At 36.2% G+C, this 19728-nt stretch carries 20 protein-coding genes and 1 pseudogene; 19 read left to right on the top strand and 2 right to left on the bottom strand.

Features of this window, described 5'->3' with window-relative positions; all coding sequences use genetic code 11:
* Nucleotides 1–2251: S-layer homology domain-containing protein (locus ACQKNC_RS11365; RefSeq protein WP_427424951.1), on the top strand; the 2251-nt coding region annotated here is incomplete at its 5' end.
* A gap of 179 nt (nucleotides 2252–2430) precedes the next feature.
* Nucleotides 2431–2649, top strand: a complete 219-nt coding sequence (locus ACQKNC_RS11360; protein WP_427424950.1) for a hypothetical protein — start codon at nucleotides 2431–2433, stop codon at nucleotides 2647–2649.
* A 189-nt stretch (nucleotides 2650–2838) separates the two neighbouring features.
* On the opposite strand, the gene ACQKNC_RS11355 is transcribed toward ACQKNC_RS11360, so the two are convergent.
* Nucleotides 2839–3255, bottom strand: coding sequence for a DUF3888 domain-containing protein (locus ACQKNC_RS11355; protein WP_427424949.1), 417 nt, complete (start codon nucleotides 3253–3255; stop codon nucleotides 2839–2841).
* 192 nt (nucleotides 3256–3447) lie between these two features.
* Here ACQKNC_RS11355 and ACQKNC_RS11350 point away from each other — a divergent pair, with 192 nt between their 5' ends.
* The 6 genes and pseudogenes from ACQKNC_RS11350 to ACQKNC_RS11325 all read left to right on the top strand — a co-directional run bounded on the left by ACQKNC_RS11350 (nucleotide 3448) and on the right by ACQKNC_RS11325 (nucleotide 9143).
* Nucleotides 3448–3621 (top strand): hypothetical protein, encoded by a 174-nt coding sequence (locus ACQKNC_RS11350; RefSeq protein WP_427424948.1) that lies wholly within the window; start codon nucleotides 3448–3450, stop codon nucleotides 3619–3621.
* Between the two features lie 223 nt (nucleotides 3622–3844).
* Complete coding sequence (locus ACQKNC_RS11345) at nucleotides 3845–5299, top strand: WD40/YVTN/BNR-like repeat-containing protein (protein ID WP_427424947.1); 1455 nt, start codon at nucleotides 3845–3847, stop codon at nucleotides 5297–5299.
* 213 nt (nucleotides 5300–5512) lie between these two features.
* Nucleotides 5513–5590: pseudogene (locus tag ACQKNC_RS11340) on the top strand (hypothetical protein); the annotation flags it as partial.
* 151 nt (nucleotides 5591–5741) lie between these two features.
* Nucleotides 5742–6671: a tyrosine-type recombinase/integrase gene (locus tag ACQKNC_RS11335; protein ID WP_427424946.1), complete on the top strand. Its 930-nt coding sequence runs from the start codon at nucleotides 5742–5744 to the stop codon at nucleotides 6669–6671.
* Between the two features lie 29 nt (nucleotides 6672–6700).
* Nucleotides 6701–6862: a hypothetical protein gene (locus ACQKNC_RS11330; protein WP_427424945.1), complete on the top strand. Its 162-nt coding sequence runs from the start codon at nucleotides 6701–6703 to the stop codon at nucleotides 6860–6862.
* A gap of 1669 nt (nucleotides 6863–8531) precedes the next feature.
* The gene (locus ACQKNC_RS11325; protein WP_427424944.1) at nucleotides 8532–9143 is read left to right on the top strand and encodes a Rha family transcriptional regulator; all 612 of its coding nucleotides are present in this window, start codon (nucleotides 8532–8534) and stop codon (nucleotides 9141–9143) included.
* Between the two features lie 17 nt (nucleotides 9144–9160).
* On the opposite strand, the gene ACQKNC_RS11320 is transcribed toward ACQKNC_RS11325, so the two are convergent.
* Nucleotides 9161–10024: an alpha/beta fold hydrolase gene (locus ACQKNC_RS11320; protein ID WP_427424943.1), complete on the bottom strand. Its 864-nt coding sequence runs from the start codon at nucleotides 10022–10024 to the stop codon at nucleotides 9161–9163.
* Between the two features lie 846 nt (nucleotides 10025–10870).
* Between ACQKNC_RS11320 and ACQKNC_RS11315 the strand changes: the two genes are divergently transcribed.
* The 11 genes from ACQKNC_RS11315 to ACQKNC_RS11265 all read left to right on the top strand — a co-directional run bounded on the left by ACQKNC_RS11315 (nucleotide 10871) and on the right by ACQKNC_RS11265 (nucleotide 19720).
* Entirely contained in the window at nucleotides 10871–11818 is a 948-nt protein-coding gene (locus ACQKNC_RS11315) for a hypothetical protein (protein ID WP_427424942.1), read from the top strand.
* A gap of 253 nt (nucleotides 11819–12071) precedes the next feature.
* A complete protein-coding gene (locus tag ACQKNC_RS11310) occupies nucleotides 12072–12506 on the top strand; it encodes a hypothetical protein (protein ID WP_427424941.1) in 435 nt (144 codons plus the stop codon).
* Between the two features lie 36 nt (nucleotides 12507–12542).
* Nucleotides 12543–13406 (top strand): SU10 major capsid protein, encoded by an 864-nt coding sequence (locus tag ACQKNC_RS11305; RefSeq protein WP_427424940.1) that lies wholly within the window; start codon nucleotides 12543–12545, stop codon nucleotides 13404–13406.
* A gap of 81 nt (nucleotides 13407–13487) precedes the next feature.
* Nucleotides 13488–13658: a helix-turn-helix domain-containing protein gene (locus tag ACQKNC_RS11300; RefSeq protein ID WP_427424939.1), complete on the top strand. Its 171-nt coding sequence runs from the start codon at nucleotides 13488–13490 to the stop codon at nucleotides 13656–13658.
* A 302-nt stretch (nucleotides 13659–13960) separates the two neighbouring features.
* A complete protein-coding gene (locus ACQKNC_RS11295; protein WP_427424938.1) occupies nucleotides 13961–14950 on the top strand; it encodes a hypothetical protein in 990 nt (329 codons plus the stop codon).
* 30 nt (nucleotides 14951–14980) lie between these two features.
* Entirely contained in the window at nucleotides 14981–15376 is a 396-nt protein-coding gene (locus tag ACQKNC_RS11290) for a hypothetical protein (protein WP_427424937.1), read from the top strand.
* Between the two features lie 2 nt (nucleotides 15377–15378).
* A complete protein-coding gene (locus ACQKNC_RS11285) occupies nucleotides 15379–16968 on the top strand; it encodes a terminase large subunit domain-containing protein (protein ID WP_427424936.1) in 1590 nt (529 codons plus the stop codon).
* Between the two features lie 60 nt (nucleotides 16969–17028).
* Nucleotides 17029–17226, top strand: a complete 198-nt coding sequence (locus ACQKNC_RS11280; RefSeq protein WP_427424935.1) for a hypothetical protein — start codon at nucleotides 17029–17031, stop codon at nucleotides 17224–17226.
* Nucleotides 17226–18569, top strand: coding sequence for a phage portal protein (locus ACQKNC_RS11275; protein WP_427424934.1), 1344 nt, complete (start codon nucleotides 17226–17228; stop codon nucleotides 18567–18569). Before ACQKNC_RS11280 ends, ACQKNC_RS11275 begins: the two co-directional genes overlap by 1 nt.
* A 179-nt stretch (nucleotides 18570–18748) precedes the next feature.
* Complete coding sequence (locus tag ACQKNC_RS11270; RefSeq protein ID WP_427424933.1) at nucleotides 18749–19159, top strand: phage holin family protein; 411 nt, start codon at nucleotides 18749–18751, stop codon at nucleotides 19157–19159.
* 228 nt (nucleotides 19160–19387) lie between these two features.
* Nucleotides 19388–19720 (top strand): hypothetical protein, encoded by a 333-nt coding sequence (locus ACQKNC_RS11265; RefSeq protein WP_427424932.1) that lies wholly within the window; start codon nucleotides 19388–19390, stop codon nucleotides 19718–19720.
* Nucleotides 19721–19728 lie beyond the last annotated feature (8 nt).

Genomic DNA, 19728 nt, shown 5'->3' with positions numbered 1-19728 from the left:
TGTATCGGTAGCGTTAAGTGACACCAATGCAAGTAGCTTTGAAATCACGCAACCTCTAGTGACAAGCATACCGAGTCCAGGCAATACAACGTTTACGGTGAAAGCGAAAGATGGCTTAGCGCCAGGGACTTATACAGCAACAGTGACAGTAAGTGCAACGAACCTAACACCCGTGACATTTACAATGACACAAGTGGTCAATGCAGCACCAACATACACGATTGGTGCAATTAGCAATCAAACGTTTACGGCGCTGACAGCTGGTTATATGGGTGGTACACAAGAAACGAAAACGTTAACGATTACGAACACTGGAACAGGAAGCTTAGCGAATGTATCGGTAGCGTTAAGTGACACCAATGCAAGTAGCTTTGAAATCACGCAACCTCTAGTGACAAGCATACCGAGTCCAGGCAATACAACGTTTACGGTGAAAGCGAAAGATGGCTTAGCGCCAGGGACTTATACAGCAACAGTGACAGTAAGTGCAACGAACCTAACACCCGTGATGTTAACGGTTACACAAAAGGTCAATGCAGTTCCAGTAACAGTCCCAGGTGTGCCAACGAATGTGATGGCAACAGCAGGAGACGGCCAAGCAACTGTAAGCTTCGATGCCCCAACGAATAATGGAGGCAGTGCGATTACAGGGTATACAGTTAAAGTATATGCAGGTGGAGTGGAACAGCCTGCGTTAGCAAAAACAGGAGCGTCAAGTCCAATCATAGTAACAGGCTTAACAAACGGGACTTCGTATACATTTAAATTAGTCGTAACGAATAGTGTGGGAAGTAGTGGAGAATCTGTGGCATCAAGTGTGGTGACGCCAGTAGCTCCTATAGCTCCGGGCCCGCCGTCAAATCCGTGGCCTACGCCAACACTAAATCCAACACCAACAAAAACGAAAATCCAAGTGGTATTAGAAATTGATGGTGATAACCCACTGGAAAATACAATGGTGGAAATTGAGCGTACAAAACATGCCAATGGTGAAATCACAGACTTCATGGCTTTATCAGAAGCGAGTGCAAAGGTAGCCATAGAAAAAGCAAAACAAATTGGCAATAACATTATTCGTATAGTCATTACAGATGTCCATGATGAAGTAGATAAAATAACGGTAGAAATTCCGAAGCAATCTCTACAAATTCTACTTGAAAACGGATTATCGTTGGAAATTGCTACAGAGAATGGGTTTATTGCGATTCCACATAGCTCAATAGAGGGTATTGACGATAAGTTCTACTTCCGTTTAGTACCATTAAAGAAGGTAAGTGAGCGTCAAGCTATTGAAGATCGTGCACGTGCAGAGCGCGTAGTACGTGAGACACTGCAAAGCAATGATGTGCGTGTAGTAGCACGTCCAATGGTGATTGAGACAAATATGCCAAATCATCTTGTACTGGTAACATTGCCATTAAAAGGCGTGAGAATCCCAACAGATGCAGAAGAGCGTGAGGTTTTCCTTAAGCGATTAGCCATATTTATTGAACACTCCGATGGGGAGAAAAAAGTGGTTATACCTGAGGTTGTAACAATGGCGAAGGGTGAGTTAGGTCTTCGCTTTACAGTGAAGAAGTTTAGTACGTTTACAATTATTCAGGTGAATAAGGACGAAGAAACAAAACCACCTTTAGAAGTAGAAGAGCATGAAGCATATATTAAGGGCTTCCCTGATGGTACATTTGGTCCTGAAAAGAATGTAACACGTGCTCAAGTGGCAATAATGATTGCCCGTATTCTAGGCTATACAGATGATACAGTAGATACTGCACCATTCAAGGACATTCCAAGTGATCATTATGCAGCGGGTGCCATCGGCTTTGTCAAAGAGCACGGCATTATGAATGGGGATATTAATGGCAACTTCCGTGCTAGTGAAAACATTACACGTGCGCAAATGGCAACTGTAGTGGCGAACTTTAAGCAACTGCATATCGAAGAGAATGTAGCGATTACATTCAACGATACAAAAGGCCATTGGGCACAGTGGATTATCGAAGCGAATCGAGCGGCAGGCATCATCAATGGTCGACAGGACGGTAGTTTCGCGCCAAACAAGCATTTAACACGTGCTCAAGCTTTAGTGATGATGAACCGTATGTTTGAGCGTGGTCCGCTACAAGGCGTAACAACACCAAGCTTCTCGGATGTAACAGCAATACATTGGGCGTTTGAAGAAATTGAAGAGGCAGCGAAATCTCATACGTATTTTATCGATGAAGACGGTAATGAGAAGCTCTCAAAATAATAAATAGCAATGCAGGCTAGGGAGAAGTTCTTAGCCTGCTTTTTGAGTAGAGACGGATAGAATGGTCGAACTGACAGAAAGATTCGACATCGTTAGATAGGATTTATCCAGATAAAATTAAAGGGTTACTGTTGGTTTCTTTTTATTTAAAATTTACTTATTGAAGAACTTTCCTCTTTATGGGCAGGTTTCCAAAATCACTTTTATTTCATTACTTTCATAATAAGCAAACATTATATTTATATTTATGGGATTTTGAAGGTGTAGATATTGTTAAGGTTGCACATCGATTAGGACATGCTAATCCTAAAATTACATTGGAAACATACGCTCACCTTATTCCAAATCAAGACAATGAAGTAGCAGATATTTTCCATTCCGTATTAAATCGTTCGTGAGAAAATTGTGAGCAAATGAAAAAATAGCAGTAAGAAGTTACTCGATGAAAAGGCCCTTAAACATTACTAAATCAACGTTTACGGGCTGGATTTTAGAATGATAAAGAAACAGGGCGTTGATCCAAGAAGGATAAACGTTTTTTTGAAAGATAAAAGTATAAAATTTCTAGTTCAACTAGGGTCAGGTTATTATTCTGGCGGATATTCATATGTCTTTAAATGCGTGTGATTTATTAATTTAACCTTTGGGCCAGTGGAAATTTCATAGGTCATTCGATCCTTCCCTACTGGAATCCACTGTCCACCATCCGTAGGTTCAATTTCAAATGTAATTTGCAATATAAAACCACGGAAACCATTTAATCTACTCGTTTCAATCACTTCAATTTTCCATGGTGTGACAGCAGGTGAAAAAATCTTTAAAATCTTAGGATAATAATAGCTATTTAAATCTTTTTCTATATAAGGAGTAAGCATTAACATAAGCATATCCTGTAATCTAAGCTCTTCAGAGTCTTGAGTTGGTTCAGATGATGAAACGGTTGTTGTTTGAAAAGAAGTAATTAGGACAAGGGAGAGTATAAAAATGAGTAATATCCTTTTCATTTTTCTGAATACACCTCTTTACATAATTAATTGTATTATTACCTTTATTGAATAAAGTATGTACTTATTGAAGTAACGGGTGCTTTACTTCAATAAAGAGTAGAGCCTTTTTCTACTTAAACAAAAGGATCAGTTTAGTTGAAGTAGAGGTTAGATTTTTTTCGTTACACTAGGGGATAAGGGGGATTCAATTTGGAAGAATTTCCATATGTAATATTAATTTCGATTGTATTGATTGGTAGTTGGATTGATTGCCGAAAGAAAATTAAGAAAGCTGAAAACTCAGAAGAGATAAGAAAGGCATTTGTTCCCTTTCTTTTAGTAGTGATTCTATTTGTTGTTTCCATTTCATTGTTTCTTACATAGCTTACAGGTGCAATAGTTTAAGATCCAGTTGCTGAATTCAATGGCTGCTTTTCTATAATGCTAACGTAAGCAGGTTAGTGCAAGAAGGATTCTCTGAAAAATGGAGTTTTTTGTTTGTTATATTGTTACTAAGAGGGCATATAACAAAGGATTTATTGCATCCTAAATAGACATATTAATCAGATGATTAATATGTCTATTTAGTTATGGGATGGTGTTAATTTTGAGTTTCTTAAAAAAAATCTCCTGTTTGTTAGTTGTTTTTTTAGTTTTTTTAAATTTGATTTGTAGTGAAGGAATTGCCTCAGATGGTGAAATTACGTTAAAAGAAGCGATTAATATTGGATTGCAGAGAGCAAAAGAATGGAATATAAACGCAACACTTACAAGCGTAAACAGTGTGGATGAAACGATGGGAGGCTCGAGAGGAGAAACAGGGAAACGTTTTAATTGGTTTCTGATCTTTATAGTTCCAGGTACAGATGATTATGTACTAATTGGTATCTCAGAAAAAAAAATTACCTTGTTTAGACCGAGTAAGCAATCTCCAAATCCAACAATACTCTACGATGAGATTAAGTTGGATAGCTCTGATGTACTCCAACTAGCAAAGGATAAATACGGACTAAAGCAAGGAAAAGATTGGGCAACAGGATATCATTTTACACTCGATAGTATCGATGGTACGCCCATTCTAAAAGTATATGGAAATGATCGAGATAACCGTTTTACTTCAATTTCATTCAATGCCCAAAACGGAGATGTGGTCAGTGCCGTTCATAAATTGCCATACGGTGGAGGATTAATATCCAAACGTATTGGCACCGAAAACCTAACAAAAAAAGGGATGGCGATTACGGGGATTGTCGCTGGAAAAAACAATTTAGTGGTATGGGGAGACAAAAAGCCAACACAATTTAGTACAACCAAGCAACCTTTTATTGAATGGAGCCATAACAATGGAGAATCATGGACAGAACTCCAAGCTAATAATTATGTAACACACGCTTGGTTTGATATAAACGATCAATTATATGTAGCTACGGAAAAAGAATTATGGGCACGTATTACATCAAAAAGTAAAGGAACGAAAATTCTTTCATTAAACCAATCGATAGAGAAAATCGATAATTCGATCAGCAACCATATAGCTGTGCTATCAAATGGAAATATTTACTATACGACCAATCAAGGAGAGAGTTGGGAACAAGCTATAGTACCTAAACCATTTTATGAGGTCCAAATATCGGATAATGGTGATTTGGTAGGACTTACAGAAGAAAGGAAGATTCTTCAAAAGACAAACGATAAGTGGAACGAGATAACTATGCCGAATAGTAATGATGAACCTCTAGATATGAAAGTGATTAATAATAAGCTATTTATTACCACACAAAGTGGAATTTGGGTTCGAGATCTTCGAGAGGGAAATTGGAGAAAAATTAAAGTTGATGAAGAGGTAGTTAAATTTGTTAAAAAGGGAGAGAAATTATTCGGAATCACACATAGAGGTGAAGCTATTTATTCCATCAACACGAATGAAGAAAGTAAATCTGAAAAAGTGTTTGGTGCGGGGGATTCCATCGTTTGGGATGTAGATATCATGGGAGATACGTTATGGATTGCAACTATACCCTATTATTCGTGGGAAGAAATGACGATTCCTCAGAGACGATAAAAGTTTGAAGTGTATATCCATAAAAAAGCAATGTGAAGCATTTCCTTAAACGGGGTGCTTTAGTTCAATAACGATATTATGCAATCGGGTGCGATTGTTGAAGAAGAGTTTCTTTTCTTATTCCACTAACGGTCAACTACTGCAATTGAGGACAAGAATTACATGAATAAAGTTGAAATGCCAATTTGAGCGATAGCGCGGAAACCTTGATATATCAAGGAAGTAGAACACGTTAACCGCGTACTGTATGATATTACAACTAAGCCACCTGCAACTATTGAGTGGGAATAGGACTAAATACCCAACGTATTCTAAGCTCAGTCATATCAAGGGTTTGAAGCTTGTTGTATAGAACAAATACTTGTTCACCTGCAACAATTGACGTTTAAATATCAACTCTCTTTTATTCACATTACTTGTGAGTAGAAGGGAGTTTTTTTTGTTGCCAAAAATTATGGAGCTTATAGATGATTTTAAGTTAAATCAAGAGATTGTTGGAAGAACACCGAAGTACATTGAGATGTGTATTTGGCGGTTGAAGCGTTGGCAAGAGTACATGGAATCTGAGTATGAGATTCAAGATGTAGAAGGGGTTGAATCAATCCATATTAAGAAATACATTCAGTATCGCCAACAGCTAGGAGCTGAGAAACCAATTACACTGAACAACAATATTGCTACTTTGAGAGTATTTTTTAACTACTTAGTTGAGGAAGAATATATGGAAGAAAAGAACAATCCTCTTAGGAAAATCAAAAGCTTGAAAGAAGAAAAGCGTATCATTTTGACTTTCAACGATGAAGAAGTACAACGAATTATCAATGATGTAAAAGAGGTAACATATTCCAATATTCGTGACAAGCTTATATTGATAATGCTATTTGATACAGGTATAAGGGTTTCTGAGCTTTGCAATATCAAGGAATCTGACATCTCATTGCGCCACATTTTGATTCGTGGAAAGGGGTCAAAAGAGCGCCTAGTCTACATTAGCAAGACCATGAGGAAGTATATGCGTAGGTTCGAGGAAGCTAAGCAGAAGCGATTCAGCCATAAGCATCCTGATGAAGTAGAAGACAACTATTTCCTAGACCAATGCGCTCAACAGTTACACCGTTCACGTATCAACAAGATTCTAAAAGAACATTGCAATAATGTTGGTATTAGAGATGGGGTTCGATGTTCTCCGCATGACTGTAGGCATTATTTCGCACAGAAGCAGTTACGCAATGGGATAGATATTTATAGTCTAAGTCGTTTACTTGGTCATTTTGATACTCAGGAAACCGCAAAATATTTACGTGGTTTAGAGCAAAATGCCATCCTCGATATTGGTCGCTTACACAGCCCGTTGAATAACGTCAAGATTTAAGCTTTTAGACATATAGGGGGAAGTTATATATGAAGAAACGCACATTAACACAAGTCATGGCTCACAAAGCAATCTATCGTAAACATGCAACAGCTTATAAGCTAAATGATTATCCTGTACACCGTGCAAAGCGCATGATGGCTTATACTTCATTGCTTACTAGAGCCATTGCCCTTACAGGTAGCAGATAGATTAGTACAGTCGTTTGGGCGACTTTAAATAGTGTATTAAGCTCAAAGCGTTCTCTCGTTGTCCTTGTGGCAATGGGAGAGGTTGCAATCAATTTAACAATTGCATAGAAAAAGCCATCGGTGTTGACGCACCAATGACTTCTAACTGAATATGACTATCTAAAAAACAATAGCTCACATCACCAATAGTGTTATTGTACAGGCTTTGCGAAAAAAATTCAACTCGTAAAGTTGTGTTTGCTATTGCCTTTTTTAGGTAGTCGTTGGTGGAAACCTAGTAACACCAATTGAATCTAAACTTGACAGGTTATGACTTAGCCAACGCATAAATTAAGTCTAGGATACCACTACAAGCTTCCTTGTTAGCTTGGGTATCTGAATGGTGCTGACTACCATTAAAGGTCAGGAGTGGAAGGTCTGAGTGGCTACGGTCACACAGGATACATCATACATTGTAATTGTTGCTGAGTTTCTCATAACAGTAGAATAGGCATTTACGCTACGTGTAAGGCACGTATAAGGATTACAACAACTATCGGGGGCAGAAGTAGATTAGTAGGTGTATTGTTCGAGAGAACGCATTTAACAAGGGCATACGACACGGATACAAGGATATACGGATTCATGAAGTTATGCTGAATGTCTTGTCTTGTTCCTTTAAGTCATTTTTTGATTTATTGAGAACTAGGCAAGGCATTTTTGCATTGAGCCGTTTCAACTCAACCGCCTTCATGATGGGAAGGGCGTAAACAATTGTCAAGCTTAAAGTATTCTAGGAGCGTAAATAATATTAATATAAGCATGAAAAGCAGCTATACAAATTTTGTACCATTTTGGAACATTATTAATACCAATGCCCATGTTAAATGTGTACCAAAAAGGACATTATTTACATAGAGGGGTGTTAATTGTGTGCTGATTTGGAACACATCTTGACAAGTTTAAAGAAAGAAACCTATTAAAGAAATAAATATTATAAAGAAAAAAACTGATGGGCGGGCTTGCGCCCTAGTTTATTTTCAAAATTAAACAGTTTATTATGGTTTAAAAGGTTATTGAAGTATTTAAAAAGGTTTAAAAGTTTTTAATAGCGTATAAAACAATCTGAAATGCTTTACAAGACCTTTAAAAGCATATAAAACAATTTGAAATGGTTTGGCTTCTAGGGTAGATACTTTGATACTCAACACATCATTAATTGGTGTGTTTTTTCTTTTTGGAGCTTAATAGAACAGGATTGCAACAACTAAACAATTTAAAATGGTTTTAAAGACTTTTAAAGATTTTTAAAAGGTATTGAAAGCTTTTTGAAGTATATAAATCACTTTGAAAGGGTTTAAAAGTCTTTTAAAGTATATAAAACAATTTGAAATAGTTTAAGGTTCTTTTAAAAGGTTCAGTTTCTAAGGTGGGTGCTTTGAAGTTCCGCAGAAAACAGCATTGTAAGCAATCGAGATTTGTTGAAGTGGATGATTGGTCATGTGGATTCATCTCATAGAGTGCTAAAGGGTTCAGTTAGAACCTTTTAGGTCTAAATAAGAAATGGGTTGAACTAAGTAGAGAGTATGGTATTGCTACAACTAATACAGTCCTATATCCAAAACAAGCAATACTACTAATTGGATTCTTACTAGAGGGTTCTGAGGTTGCAGAGGAAGTTCGTAAGCTTGTGTTAGAAGATGATGATGTAGTAACACCTTTAGTAACACCTGTTGCTGTAAAGCCGACTATTGAAACACCACAAAAGCAACATAATGATATGCAAGTTATCAACCACAACGAACAGCTAGTGATTGATAGTCGAGATGTAGCTGAAATGGTTGGTAAACAACATAAGCATCTAATGCGAGATATTAAGGGTTACGCAGAGGTTCTTACTGAGTCCAAGTTTGGGCTGAGTGATTTCTTTATCGAAAACACATACCAAGATACAACAGGTAGAACATTACCATGTTACCTACTTACTAAAAAAGGTTGTGATATGGTAGCTAACAAAATGACAGGTGCTAAAGGTGTTCTATTCACAGCAACCTATGTCACTCGATTTGAGGAAATGGAAGAACAACTGAAATCTCAAGCTCAAGTTGCTTCATATATGATTGATGACCCAATCAAACGTGCTGAACAATGGATTATAGAGCAGAAAGAAATTGCTTTATTAGCTGAGAAGGTTCAAGAACAGACTATAGTGATTGAGCGTAACAAAAGGACTTGCATATATGAAAATTTATCATACTCGCTAGTCCTTTTCTTATTAAACTATAGGACCCGTGTTAGTTAAAGAAGAACTATAATTTGTTAATGTACTGTTTTACTAACATAATTTTGCACACTGAACTCCTGTAAAGTGTTAACGAATTTTTCTTTTTCCTCAATAAATGGGAAGTGATTGCTATATTCAAAGATGACAAGGCGTGAATTTGGTAAAAGTTTATGAAGCTCCTCGGAAAATTCAACAGGACATTGCACATCATATTTTCCACATAAAATTAAAGTAGGAATAGATTTGTTCTTAATATTTTCGCTAACATCATACTTACGAAATTCAGAGCTATAGGCTCTCATTCTTGATTTGTTAATCCCTATGTTTTCGATTTCTTTATAATGCTCTTCTATTTTTTCTTTATTGTAGAGGCATAATTGAAAAAATTTTTTATTTGCTTCCTCTTTTGTCTTTTTACTCATTAATGGAAATGACATTTTAAAGAAAATCTTAGCTGCTTCTTTTCTGTATTTTCGATTTTCCACATTGAATAAGTTGTTTTTTGAATGATTAATCCTATTAGAAGCAGCCGTTCCACATAAAATAATCTCAGATAATTTTTCTTGGTACATATCTAAGTAAGTTAATCCTAAAAAACCACCAGTTGAATGACCGGCAAATGCCCAAGTATTATATCCTAATTTTTCTCGAATACTTTCTAAATCTTTTACTGTTTCTTCCATTGTTAATTCCTTTTTGGAGTTTGCTTTGCAAGTTTGCCCAGCGTTTTTTAAATTCACTAATATTACTTTGTAATGTTCACCTATTATTTTTGAGTAGGGCTCATCACCTGATGAAAATTCTTGATATAAATGTGAAATGCAAATAGGTTTTGTTCCTTTTCCTCCAATAAATACTTCAAATTCTCCCCTATTCGTTTTTATGATTTCTTTTTTCAATGAAAAGTTCCCCCTTAACAATTGGATTTAAATTATCTATTTACCTATTATTGGGTTGCTTCATTATCCGACAAATCCACTTTTCTTATTGAACTAAACTGATGCGTTAGTTGAATAACCGAAGAATCAGTCGTTTGGTTTAGTGTAACACATTTACAAATATTGGTGTATGGAGAAGTGAGCTTATAAAGCAAGGTATAGTTAGATTGCGGTAGCCCACTATTATTTGGTGTACTTATACTTGAAGCTGTTTCCCAATTCTATACAACTTTTATTTCAAAAGGTTACGTTTAGGTACATCACTCTTCTTAGTACATTATTATATATATATATATATATTATTATATTAATACACTAAGTAGATAGCCATACCTAAACGTAACCTATGGAATTTTATGATTAAGCTGTATTAAGCTTGCCTTTTTGAGCAGATAGGAGAAAAAAATCACACTTCAACAACAATGGGAAATCGACACCTGCCCTAAAAACGATTCTAAGGGTGCTAGGTTGAGAAATGCAGACTAAATGATTCGATGCTAGTGAATGAGTTTAAGACCTCCCTGTGAGCCTGCTAGGCGGCTTAGAGTTGATTGTGAGAGCTTGGGGTTTGGTATCGTGATAGAAGAAAAAAATGATGATTAAAGCACCTGTTGAGCTGAATAGGTGTTTTTTGCGTGATAAAGAAGGATATTTCTAAAAATAATAAGAGTTTGATATTTATTTTTCAGAAATCCTTAGCAAAAATAGCAAAATGACATAACATTAATAGTATAGGGCTAAAATCAACCACACAGAAGGTTGTGACAGCTACACTATATAATAGGCAATAGGAAGAAGGAGTTTAAGATGAAACTAGCTACATACATTAAACAACATAATGAAGGAAAAAGAGATTTTGCTAAATCAGTTATAAGGCTCAGTGAAAATATTCAATACAATAAATCATATGAGATTGTTGAAGTAGATGATTATATTGATGGTGATGTTGCTTACAAATACCACAAGATAGTAAGAGAGCCGATTGTTAATAGTTCTATAGAGTATATTGCTGTTAGGGTTAGGTCAATCAAAGAGGTTTACGCTAGGTATGCCTACACTTTGCATCTAAGCAAGCTAAATGAAGATAAAACATTGTATGAGGAAACTAGGTTAACTGAGGTTGTCCATTCAAACCTAATGGCAATTGGTCAAGCATTTGATGTATACGAGTTTGATAAGGTTGAAATGGACATGTTCCCACGCTATGGCGAGGAATTAGACTACTGTTTAGGTGTAATTAAATCAGTTCTACCAAAAATCAAAGCCGAACGAACTAGGCTATTTACAGAAGCAGATAATGCTATTACAAGAGTGCTAAATGATATTTTGCCTTTGGTTGATTTAGCTAAGAGCGACAAAGAGATTGTTACGTTTATTAATAAAGCTCTATCAACTCGCACACCAAGAGAGCTAAACAAAGTAAATGGTACAAGGTTCATCAATCGCAAGGGCAAAAGCTATTATGTCAGCAAAGACAAGATGAAGCTAAGACCTAAACAATTTATCGCTCGAAAGGTGTTGGAAATCGACTTCTTAAATTTGAGTGAACATCAAAAGGAATTTGCTAAAAGGTTGTTGCTAGAGGTGCAAGCTGATTTTGATAATGGACTGACCGATAATTTTATCTTTGATGAAGATGGATTTATCAGTGGTATCAATAAGCGTCATTATTCTGAAAGAATGGAGCTCAAAGAGAGTAACTTCAAAAATACTTTAGGTAGAATACAAGCAAAGTATCAAGATTATAAGGATTGATATTTTGTTCAAAAAATGAGTAACACTTTTTGTGTATATAATGTTGTTGTGAGGGCAGAAAAATATTGCTCTCACCAAAATTAAAATCATATTTATGTTTAGGTCTTACTAGTACCTGAGCGTAATTCCATTAGACAATCTAACAAATGATAACTACTGAACGTAATTATTTGTCATTGGGGAGGGCTACTTAATTGTAGTCCTTTTTTTATTGAGTTCTATTCAATTTTTTAATCAAGAAGGAGTTTTTAAAATGGAAAATTTACAAACACAGCCACAAGCCACAGAAGACGTTGTAACAGATGTTGAGCAAGTTGATACAGTTGCACATAATGAGGTAGCGAAGGTTGACACAGGACAAACTGAACAGCCTGAGCAATCATTGGGAGCTATCCAAGAGCAAGCTAAACAACTAGAAGCTGAAAAGCAACAGCTTAAAGAGGACACTCTAAAGCTCCGACTTGAGCAAGAAGGTTTAGGCTTTGCCAAAGATTTTGCAACATCATATTCACCATCTGAGAACATTGAAAAGCAAGTTGATATGATTCTTCAATTAATTGCAGAAATCAAGGTAGATATGGGCTTCAAGCCAAAAGAAGTTGCTAAACAAGATGATTATACAGCTCACCAACAAAAAGGTGACGCTAAAAGCATGATTGCCAGCAAGCTCTCGAAGTTATTCAAGTAAGAAAAAACAAAACCAACAGGAAGAAGGAATTTATTTATGTTTAAATCACAATCATTCACAGAATCAGAACGCATTTCATTAGCGAACGAAATCGCAATTATTGGAGTTCAATCAACACCATTTACATCTTTACTGATGGCTAAAGGTAATATCGAGAAAGCTCTTAGCACAGTTTACACATGGAGAGAAAAGTCACTATCAAATGATGATGATATTTCAGCAGTTGAAGGAGCAGACACAACAGTTTTCTATGAATCTGCTAGAGCTGAGCTAAACAACATTCTTGAGATTTTCAAGAAAGGTGTTCAGGTTTCAGGAACAGCAGAAGCAATGCAATCAACTCAGTTCTCATTGGAAGTTGCGGATAGATTACTAGAGCTTAAAGTGAACATGGAAAAGAAATTTATTAATGGTCTTAAAGCTGATGGTTCAAAAACACCTTTCAAACGTCAGCTATCAGGTTTAGTTGAAATGGCTGACGCTTCTAATGGAGTTACAGCTCAGATTGATGAAGCAGCTATTAAACAAATTATGCGTAATCTTTGGGGTCAAAACCTTGCAGAAGGTCAGGTCTACGCTTTTGTGAACGCTGACATTAAGGAAGAGATTGACGCTATCTACAAAGGCAACTACTCATACAACCATGTGACAACTTCATTTGGTTTACTAGTAGATGAAATCAATACTAACTATGGCTCAGTGAAATTTGTTTTATCTAAACATGTACCTGCTGACAAAGTGGTGTTCTTCAATGACGCTTATGTTGATTTAGCTTATTTACGTGAACCACATTTTGAACCACTTGCAAAAACAGGTGATTCAGTGAAAGGTCAAGTTGTTGCAGAAGCTACTCTAAAAGTAGGGTCTAAAAAAGCAGTAGCAGTTTTAACAAAGATTTAATCCAATGGCACTCTCGATAATGGGAGTGCCTTTTTAAATTCATGTCATTAAAATTTTTAACTGAGGAAAGGAAGTAAGACCATGACACAAACAGAATTATTCTTGATGCGTAGACAAAAGGGCATTAAGCTAAATCAAATTGCCAAGTCCATTGGTTGCTCAATCGCTCTACTATCAAAATATGAGCATAACAAGGTAGCGATGGATGCAAGTAAAGTGAACCAATACAAAGACTATATCCTAAGTAACTAGCGCTCAATGGGGCAGAACAGCAAAGAATAGAATGGAAAAGGAGCTTTACATATGAAACAGCTAACTGAACAAGATTTCTTCTTTTGTTTCACAAAGAAACTTTCAATCTTTTTGAAGTCAGAAGGAATCCCATACATTTTTAAAGCTAAAAGCATTAAGGACAATGCGATTTACACAGTTTATCAAAAAACTAATGAACTACAGCGAGCTTTAGACAAATACAAGGAAATCAATTAGGGAGTTGCCAAGAGGGTGACTTCTTTTTTATACAAAAAATACAATCACACAGGAGTTTTTAACAAATGGGAAATTTTACTCATATTCAAATTAACAATCAACTACTAGATGAAAGAACTGAGTTTCATCTTACATCAAATGAGCTATATGTCTACTCGCTACTATCAATTAGTAGAAATTGGAGAGATAAGATAATTACAACACCATCGACTATCCATGACATGGGGCATATCAAGTTAGCTAGTAGCAAAAAGCGAGGAGTTCAAGCCATTAAGGACACATTGATTAGCTTGAGAGATAAAAAGGTTATCAGATTTACAAATGCAGATGGTGAGCTTACAGATGATTTTAAAGCGAATGATACTTTATTAGTGGAGCTATCAGAATTTGACACTAAGTATTTCACTCAACTTGATTTTGAGGTTTTCGATGAAATTAAAGATATTCGCCATTTGCATGTGTACCTAGCTGTTTTCAAGTGGGCTAACAGTGGTGATGGTACATTTGGTTGCACTAAATCTCGTTGGGCTAAAATCTTAAATTGCTCAGATTCAACAGTATTTAAAGTAGTCAATGAAGCTGTTGACGCAGGGATAATTCACAAAAATATCGGTGACTACAACGACACAGGTAAGCAAAATACCAACCAATATAGAACAACACCATTTAAAGATGATGAAATCACACATCATTCATTCAACAAAAAATATGTTGAAACAGAAATTGTGGAAGAATCAAACTTACAGTATTTCACTGTTGAAGAACTCAAAGAAACAGAACAGAGCTTCAACACATTCAAGAATGAAAATGGTAAAGATGTGTTCCCTGTTGAAAAGGATTATATTGCTGTTTTAGACTTGCGAAAACAAAAAAGAAAAGTAGGCTTAACTGACTTTGAGAAAAGAGTTCTCAGAGCAGGGGAGAATCGCATTAAGAAACTGAAAAAGCAAGAAGCTATATTAGACAAAGAAACATTTGAAATGTTTAAAGTGGTTGATAGATGCATTGAATTAGCTAAAATTGCTATTGAATGTAGAGATGGATATAACAGCTAACCACCAACAACTAAGAGAGGAATGATATTAATGGATATTTACAAAGCACTTGAAGTAGTTCCCTACAAGAAAAGGGAATACTTCAAATGGAAGTTTGATTTATATATTAATCGCACCGATGAGCTTACAGAAGAAGAACTATGTCAAAAGCTAGATGTTAAAACATTGAACCACATGAAGAAGTGGGAGAAATCTTCTGAGTATCTAATGTTGACTAATTTGTATCTTGAGTCACGCATGGCAAATGACTTGGAACAAATTTATCAAGTCACAGCACAAAAAGCTCTCACAGGCGATGAGAAGGCTATTAAGCTATTACTAGACCTTCAAAAGCAGGTCAGAGCATTTAACAAGGAAGCTAAGGTAACTAAAGCTTATGAGCCAATTGAGAACGATGGTGCTTATGATGAATTGGAGTTGTCTTGAAAATGGTAACTAAAGTTAATAAACTGACCAAAGTTCTTAGTGAGTTTCCATTATTCGCTAAGAACTTTATTTTTATTACTGACAACGAGAATCAAGTCATAAAGTTTGAAATTAATGAAGCTCAGCAGGAAATTGAAAACTTGATGCTAGACAATCGCTTTGTGGTGATTGGTAAAGCAAGGCAAGCAGGTATTTCAACTTTTGTGCTTGCTAGAGCCTTGTGGCGAGCTTTGACAAAGCCCAATGAAAACATTTTGATTGTTTCCTACAAAGGTGATTCAGCAAAGGCATTATTTGAAAAGCTTAAACAAATGAATGATGCTGTGCCAAGAGAGAAGTTTCCTAATGTGTTTCCGCAGGTTCGCAGGGACAATAGAAGCGAGCTGTTGTTCGCCAATGGTTCAAGAATATCAAGTGTCACAGCAGGGAACAAAGATATTGGGCGAGGGTCAACCTATACCTATGTTCATCTATCTGAGTTTGCTTTCTACGCTTCACAAGAAACTCAATTGCTGTCAGTTGAACAGTCTTTAGCTAAAGGTGCTGAAAGTCAATTGACAATTGAAACAACCTCCAATGGTACAAGTAACCACTTCTATCGCTTGTATATGCAAGCCCTCAAAGGTAAGTCAAAGTATGTTCCTTATTTCATTCCTTTCTATCACAAACTATATAAAAAACAGTTTGCCCATGATTATGATGAAGCTGAGCGATGGTATAAAGCAACTAATGGTGGCAAGCGCCTAGCGTCAGATGATTTAGAAGATGATGAAATAGCTCTACATAATTTAGGTGCAACTTTAAAGCAACTTATGTGGCGCAGGTGGAAGATTCAAGATATGGAGAATGAACAGCAGTTTATGCAGGAGTATCCTTCCAATCCATTAGAATCCTTTATATCTACAGGGAAAAGTGTATTTGACCAAAGTAAGGTATTAACTAGGCTTTCTTATGCAATTGAGCCATTATCTAAAAATGAGGTGCTGTCAGAAGCGCCTGAGAGTGTTCGAAAATACATCGGTAAGGGCTTAGACTTGTTTGAATTGCCTGAGCGTTCAAAGAAATATTACTTTGGTGTCGATACAGCAAGTGGCTCAGGGAATGACTATTCAACAATCACAGCTTTTGATTCAGAAGGTCAGCAGGTAATGAGTTTCTACCATAATAAAATAGCTGTTTATGAATTTGCTCAGGTCATTTATGACTTGGGTATTTTTTATAACTATGCATTTTTAACGGTGGAACGCAATTCCTATGGCTTGCCTATCATTGAGCGCCTACGAAAAGAGCGTGGCTACCTCAATATGTATAAGATGAAAACCTTTGATGAACGAGGAAAGAAGAAGCTTCAAATTGGTTTCGTGACTTCTGAGAAAACAAAGGCAATCATGATTTCAGATATGAAAGAACAGTTTGAGCTTGGTCTTATTAATCTTGAGTGCAAGACCACTTTACAACAAATGCAAATGTTCATTGAAACAAATGGTCGCTTAGGTAACAAGCGTGGGAACAGTGATTTGCACCATGATGATGCAGTAATTTCTACAGCTTTAGCTATACAGGGAATGAAAACTAACAAATGGTATGTATAGAGATAGTCCTTCCTTAAAGGAAGGGGTATCACTAAATAACAAAAGAATGGAGCTAATTAAATGTTAGAAGCATATAGAAAAAGAGTTTTAGCAATGGAACAGGAGCTTGATAAACGAGCGAAAAGAGAACCATCGCTGAGAGAGCAGAAGGAAGCGCTTGAGCTTGATATTAAGTTACTTAAATCTGAGCTAAAATCTAAAGAAGAAATGCTAAAAGATATTAGTATAGCAATAATCAAAAAAGGAGTGGTTGAGTAATGAACCTAGAGCGATATTTACAAGTAAAGCACAAAGGTAGCTCTCATTGGTTCTTAGAGGAAGTTAACACTTATGACAACCAAGAGCGATTGCAGGGAGTGTTTGAAAAGAAGGAGTATTTAGATGGTCAGCACAAGATATTACAGCGTGATTCATTCAAATACAATGGTCAGGTCATTGAGCCTAGAAAGATTGTGATTCAGATGGCTAAGACCATTCTAAACTTCCAAACGCAGTACCTATTGAAGAACAGTGTCAATATCATTGGTGCTGAAAAAATGGTTGAGCAATTTTTGAAGGTCAATAAGCTAGGTCGCTTTGATGATAAGAATGTTATTATCCTGAGCAAGCTTATGAAGTTTGGTCAGGTGGCTGAGTACCTTTTCATTAATGCTAAGGGGCGCATTGATTCGAAAATCATTGACGCAGAAGATGGCACACCTGTATTCAACCATCATGGGGAAATGATTTCCTTTGTAGAGCATTATGTCTTTGATGGAATTACTTATTACACTGTCTACACAGATAGCAAGGTTGAAGAGTGGTCAAATGAGGGTGGCGAGCTTAATCTAATTGATGAACATGTCAATCTTAGTGGGCTTCCTATCCTTTATAAAACAGATAATGAATTTAGCAACACAGAAGGGCGCTCAGAACTTGATGATTACATGGGAATCTTAGACAACATGGAAGATGTGCTTTCTAAGTATGTTGATTCAATGTACAAGTTCATGAATCCTATCCCTGTAGCTGTTGGTCAGCAACTTAAAGACTCTCTACCTAGTGAAATTGTTGGTGGTGGCTTGAATCTTGATGATGGAGCTGATTTCAAAATGGTAACTAACCAATTGGATTCTAAGTCATTTGAATTAGTCTACAAGACGCTACAGCAAGCTCTATTAGATGTGAGTTCAACACCTGCTGTATCAATGAACAAAACTGATGTGAGCAATCTGTCAGAGGTTAGTATCAAGCTGTTGTTCTCACTTGCAGATACAAAAGCAGGTCTGAATGAAACTTACTTGAAGAAGGGCTTCTATGAGCGTTGGGAGAGAGTTTGTGAGCTGTTGAAATACAAAGGTGTTCATATTTCAGATGATGATTTTATTACGCTTGAATTTAACTTTCAATACAATACACCATCTAACCATGCTGAGATTATTGATAACATGAGCAAACAACATGCAATGGGAGCTTTAAGTGTTGAAACTATCTTAGAACAATCACCTTATGTGAATGATATTGCCCTTGAGATGAATCGCATACTAGATGTGAAGCCATTTGAGCAGATAGAACACAGTAATTTGAGTGGCTCTAATGCTGAGATAGATAAGGTATCGTAAAGATGGATATTATAGGGCTAAAAGGTAAGTCTATTGTTTACTAAAATCTTAGGGATTTTGGTTAAACATAGGCTTTTTATTTTTGGTGTAAATTAGTGGTTTTTCGGGTGTGGAAGCTTGGAGTGTATATATTCAAATTTTCACGCCTGTTACAACTGTTGTATTGGAGGTGAATGAACATGGAGAAAATGAGCTTATTCACCATCCTAGCGCTAACAGGAACGTCACTATCCTTCTTGATTGGAGGGTGGCATGTGTCACTGACTGTTCTTGTTGCGTTTATGATTATTGATATTGTTACAGGTGTCGTTATGTCACTTGTGCAAAAACGTCTATCCTCAAAGATTGCTTTTGTCGGCTTCTTAAAGAAAGCTACTATCATGATTGTAATAGTCTTAGCTAACCTTTTAGACGTACTCACAGCGTCAGGTGTTCCTGTCTTTAGGACAATGGCAATTTACTACTATATCGGTATGGAAGGATTGTCTATCACTGAGAACCTAGCTAGGATTGGTGTGCCATTGCCTAGAGGTGTCAAGGAACGGCTATTGCAATTAGCAAATGAGGAAGAAACAAAAGAAAAATACTAATGTATAAAATCGCTGTTTTTTATGCAAGATTTTATACAAACTTCTGAGCATGTAAGTGTTAGAAACCTTGATATATCAACGATGTATAAAAAACTGCATACAAAATTTCAAGGTGAAAGTTAAGAAACCATTGATATAAGGCTATTTTGATTAATTCTAGTTTACATAAGATAGGTTATAGGAAGCTAGAAACGAATATTTATACAAAAAGATACGGAGTGGTAATATATGAATAATATAGAACGATTACAGTTAGAAACAAAAGGAATTGAGCTTGCACCTGCTGAGTTGAGCGTGTACCTGCTAGAGAACGGATTGGACGCAACAGCACCTTATGATGCAACCTCACAAGCTAACACAAAGGCTATCTATCAAACAGCGTTGAGTGTGCTTGAGAGCCTTGCAAACAATCCTCAGCTCATGAAAACGATTAAGATTGACGATATGACCGTCAGCGAGTTCCATGAGAACCTAATGAAGCGTATTGACCAATTGACAAGAAAAGTAAGAACGATGAAAACGGAAAATGATAATTCTAGCTTTTTCATTTTCTATAATTGAACATATTA

Origin of the sequence: Lysinibacillus sp. NPDC094177 (assembly GCF_050279145.1) — a bacterium.
Classification (GTDB): domain Bacteria; phylum Bacillota; class Bacilli; order Bacillales_A; family Planococcaceae; genus Lysinibacillus.
The sequence above is the reverse complement of the archived record's forward strand: the minus strand, read 5'-3'. Positions and strand labels throughout refer to the sequence as shown.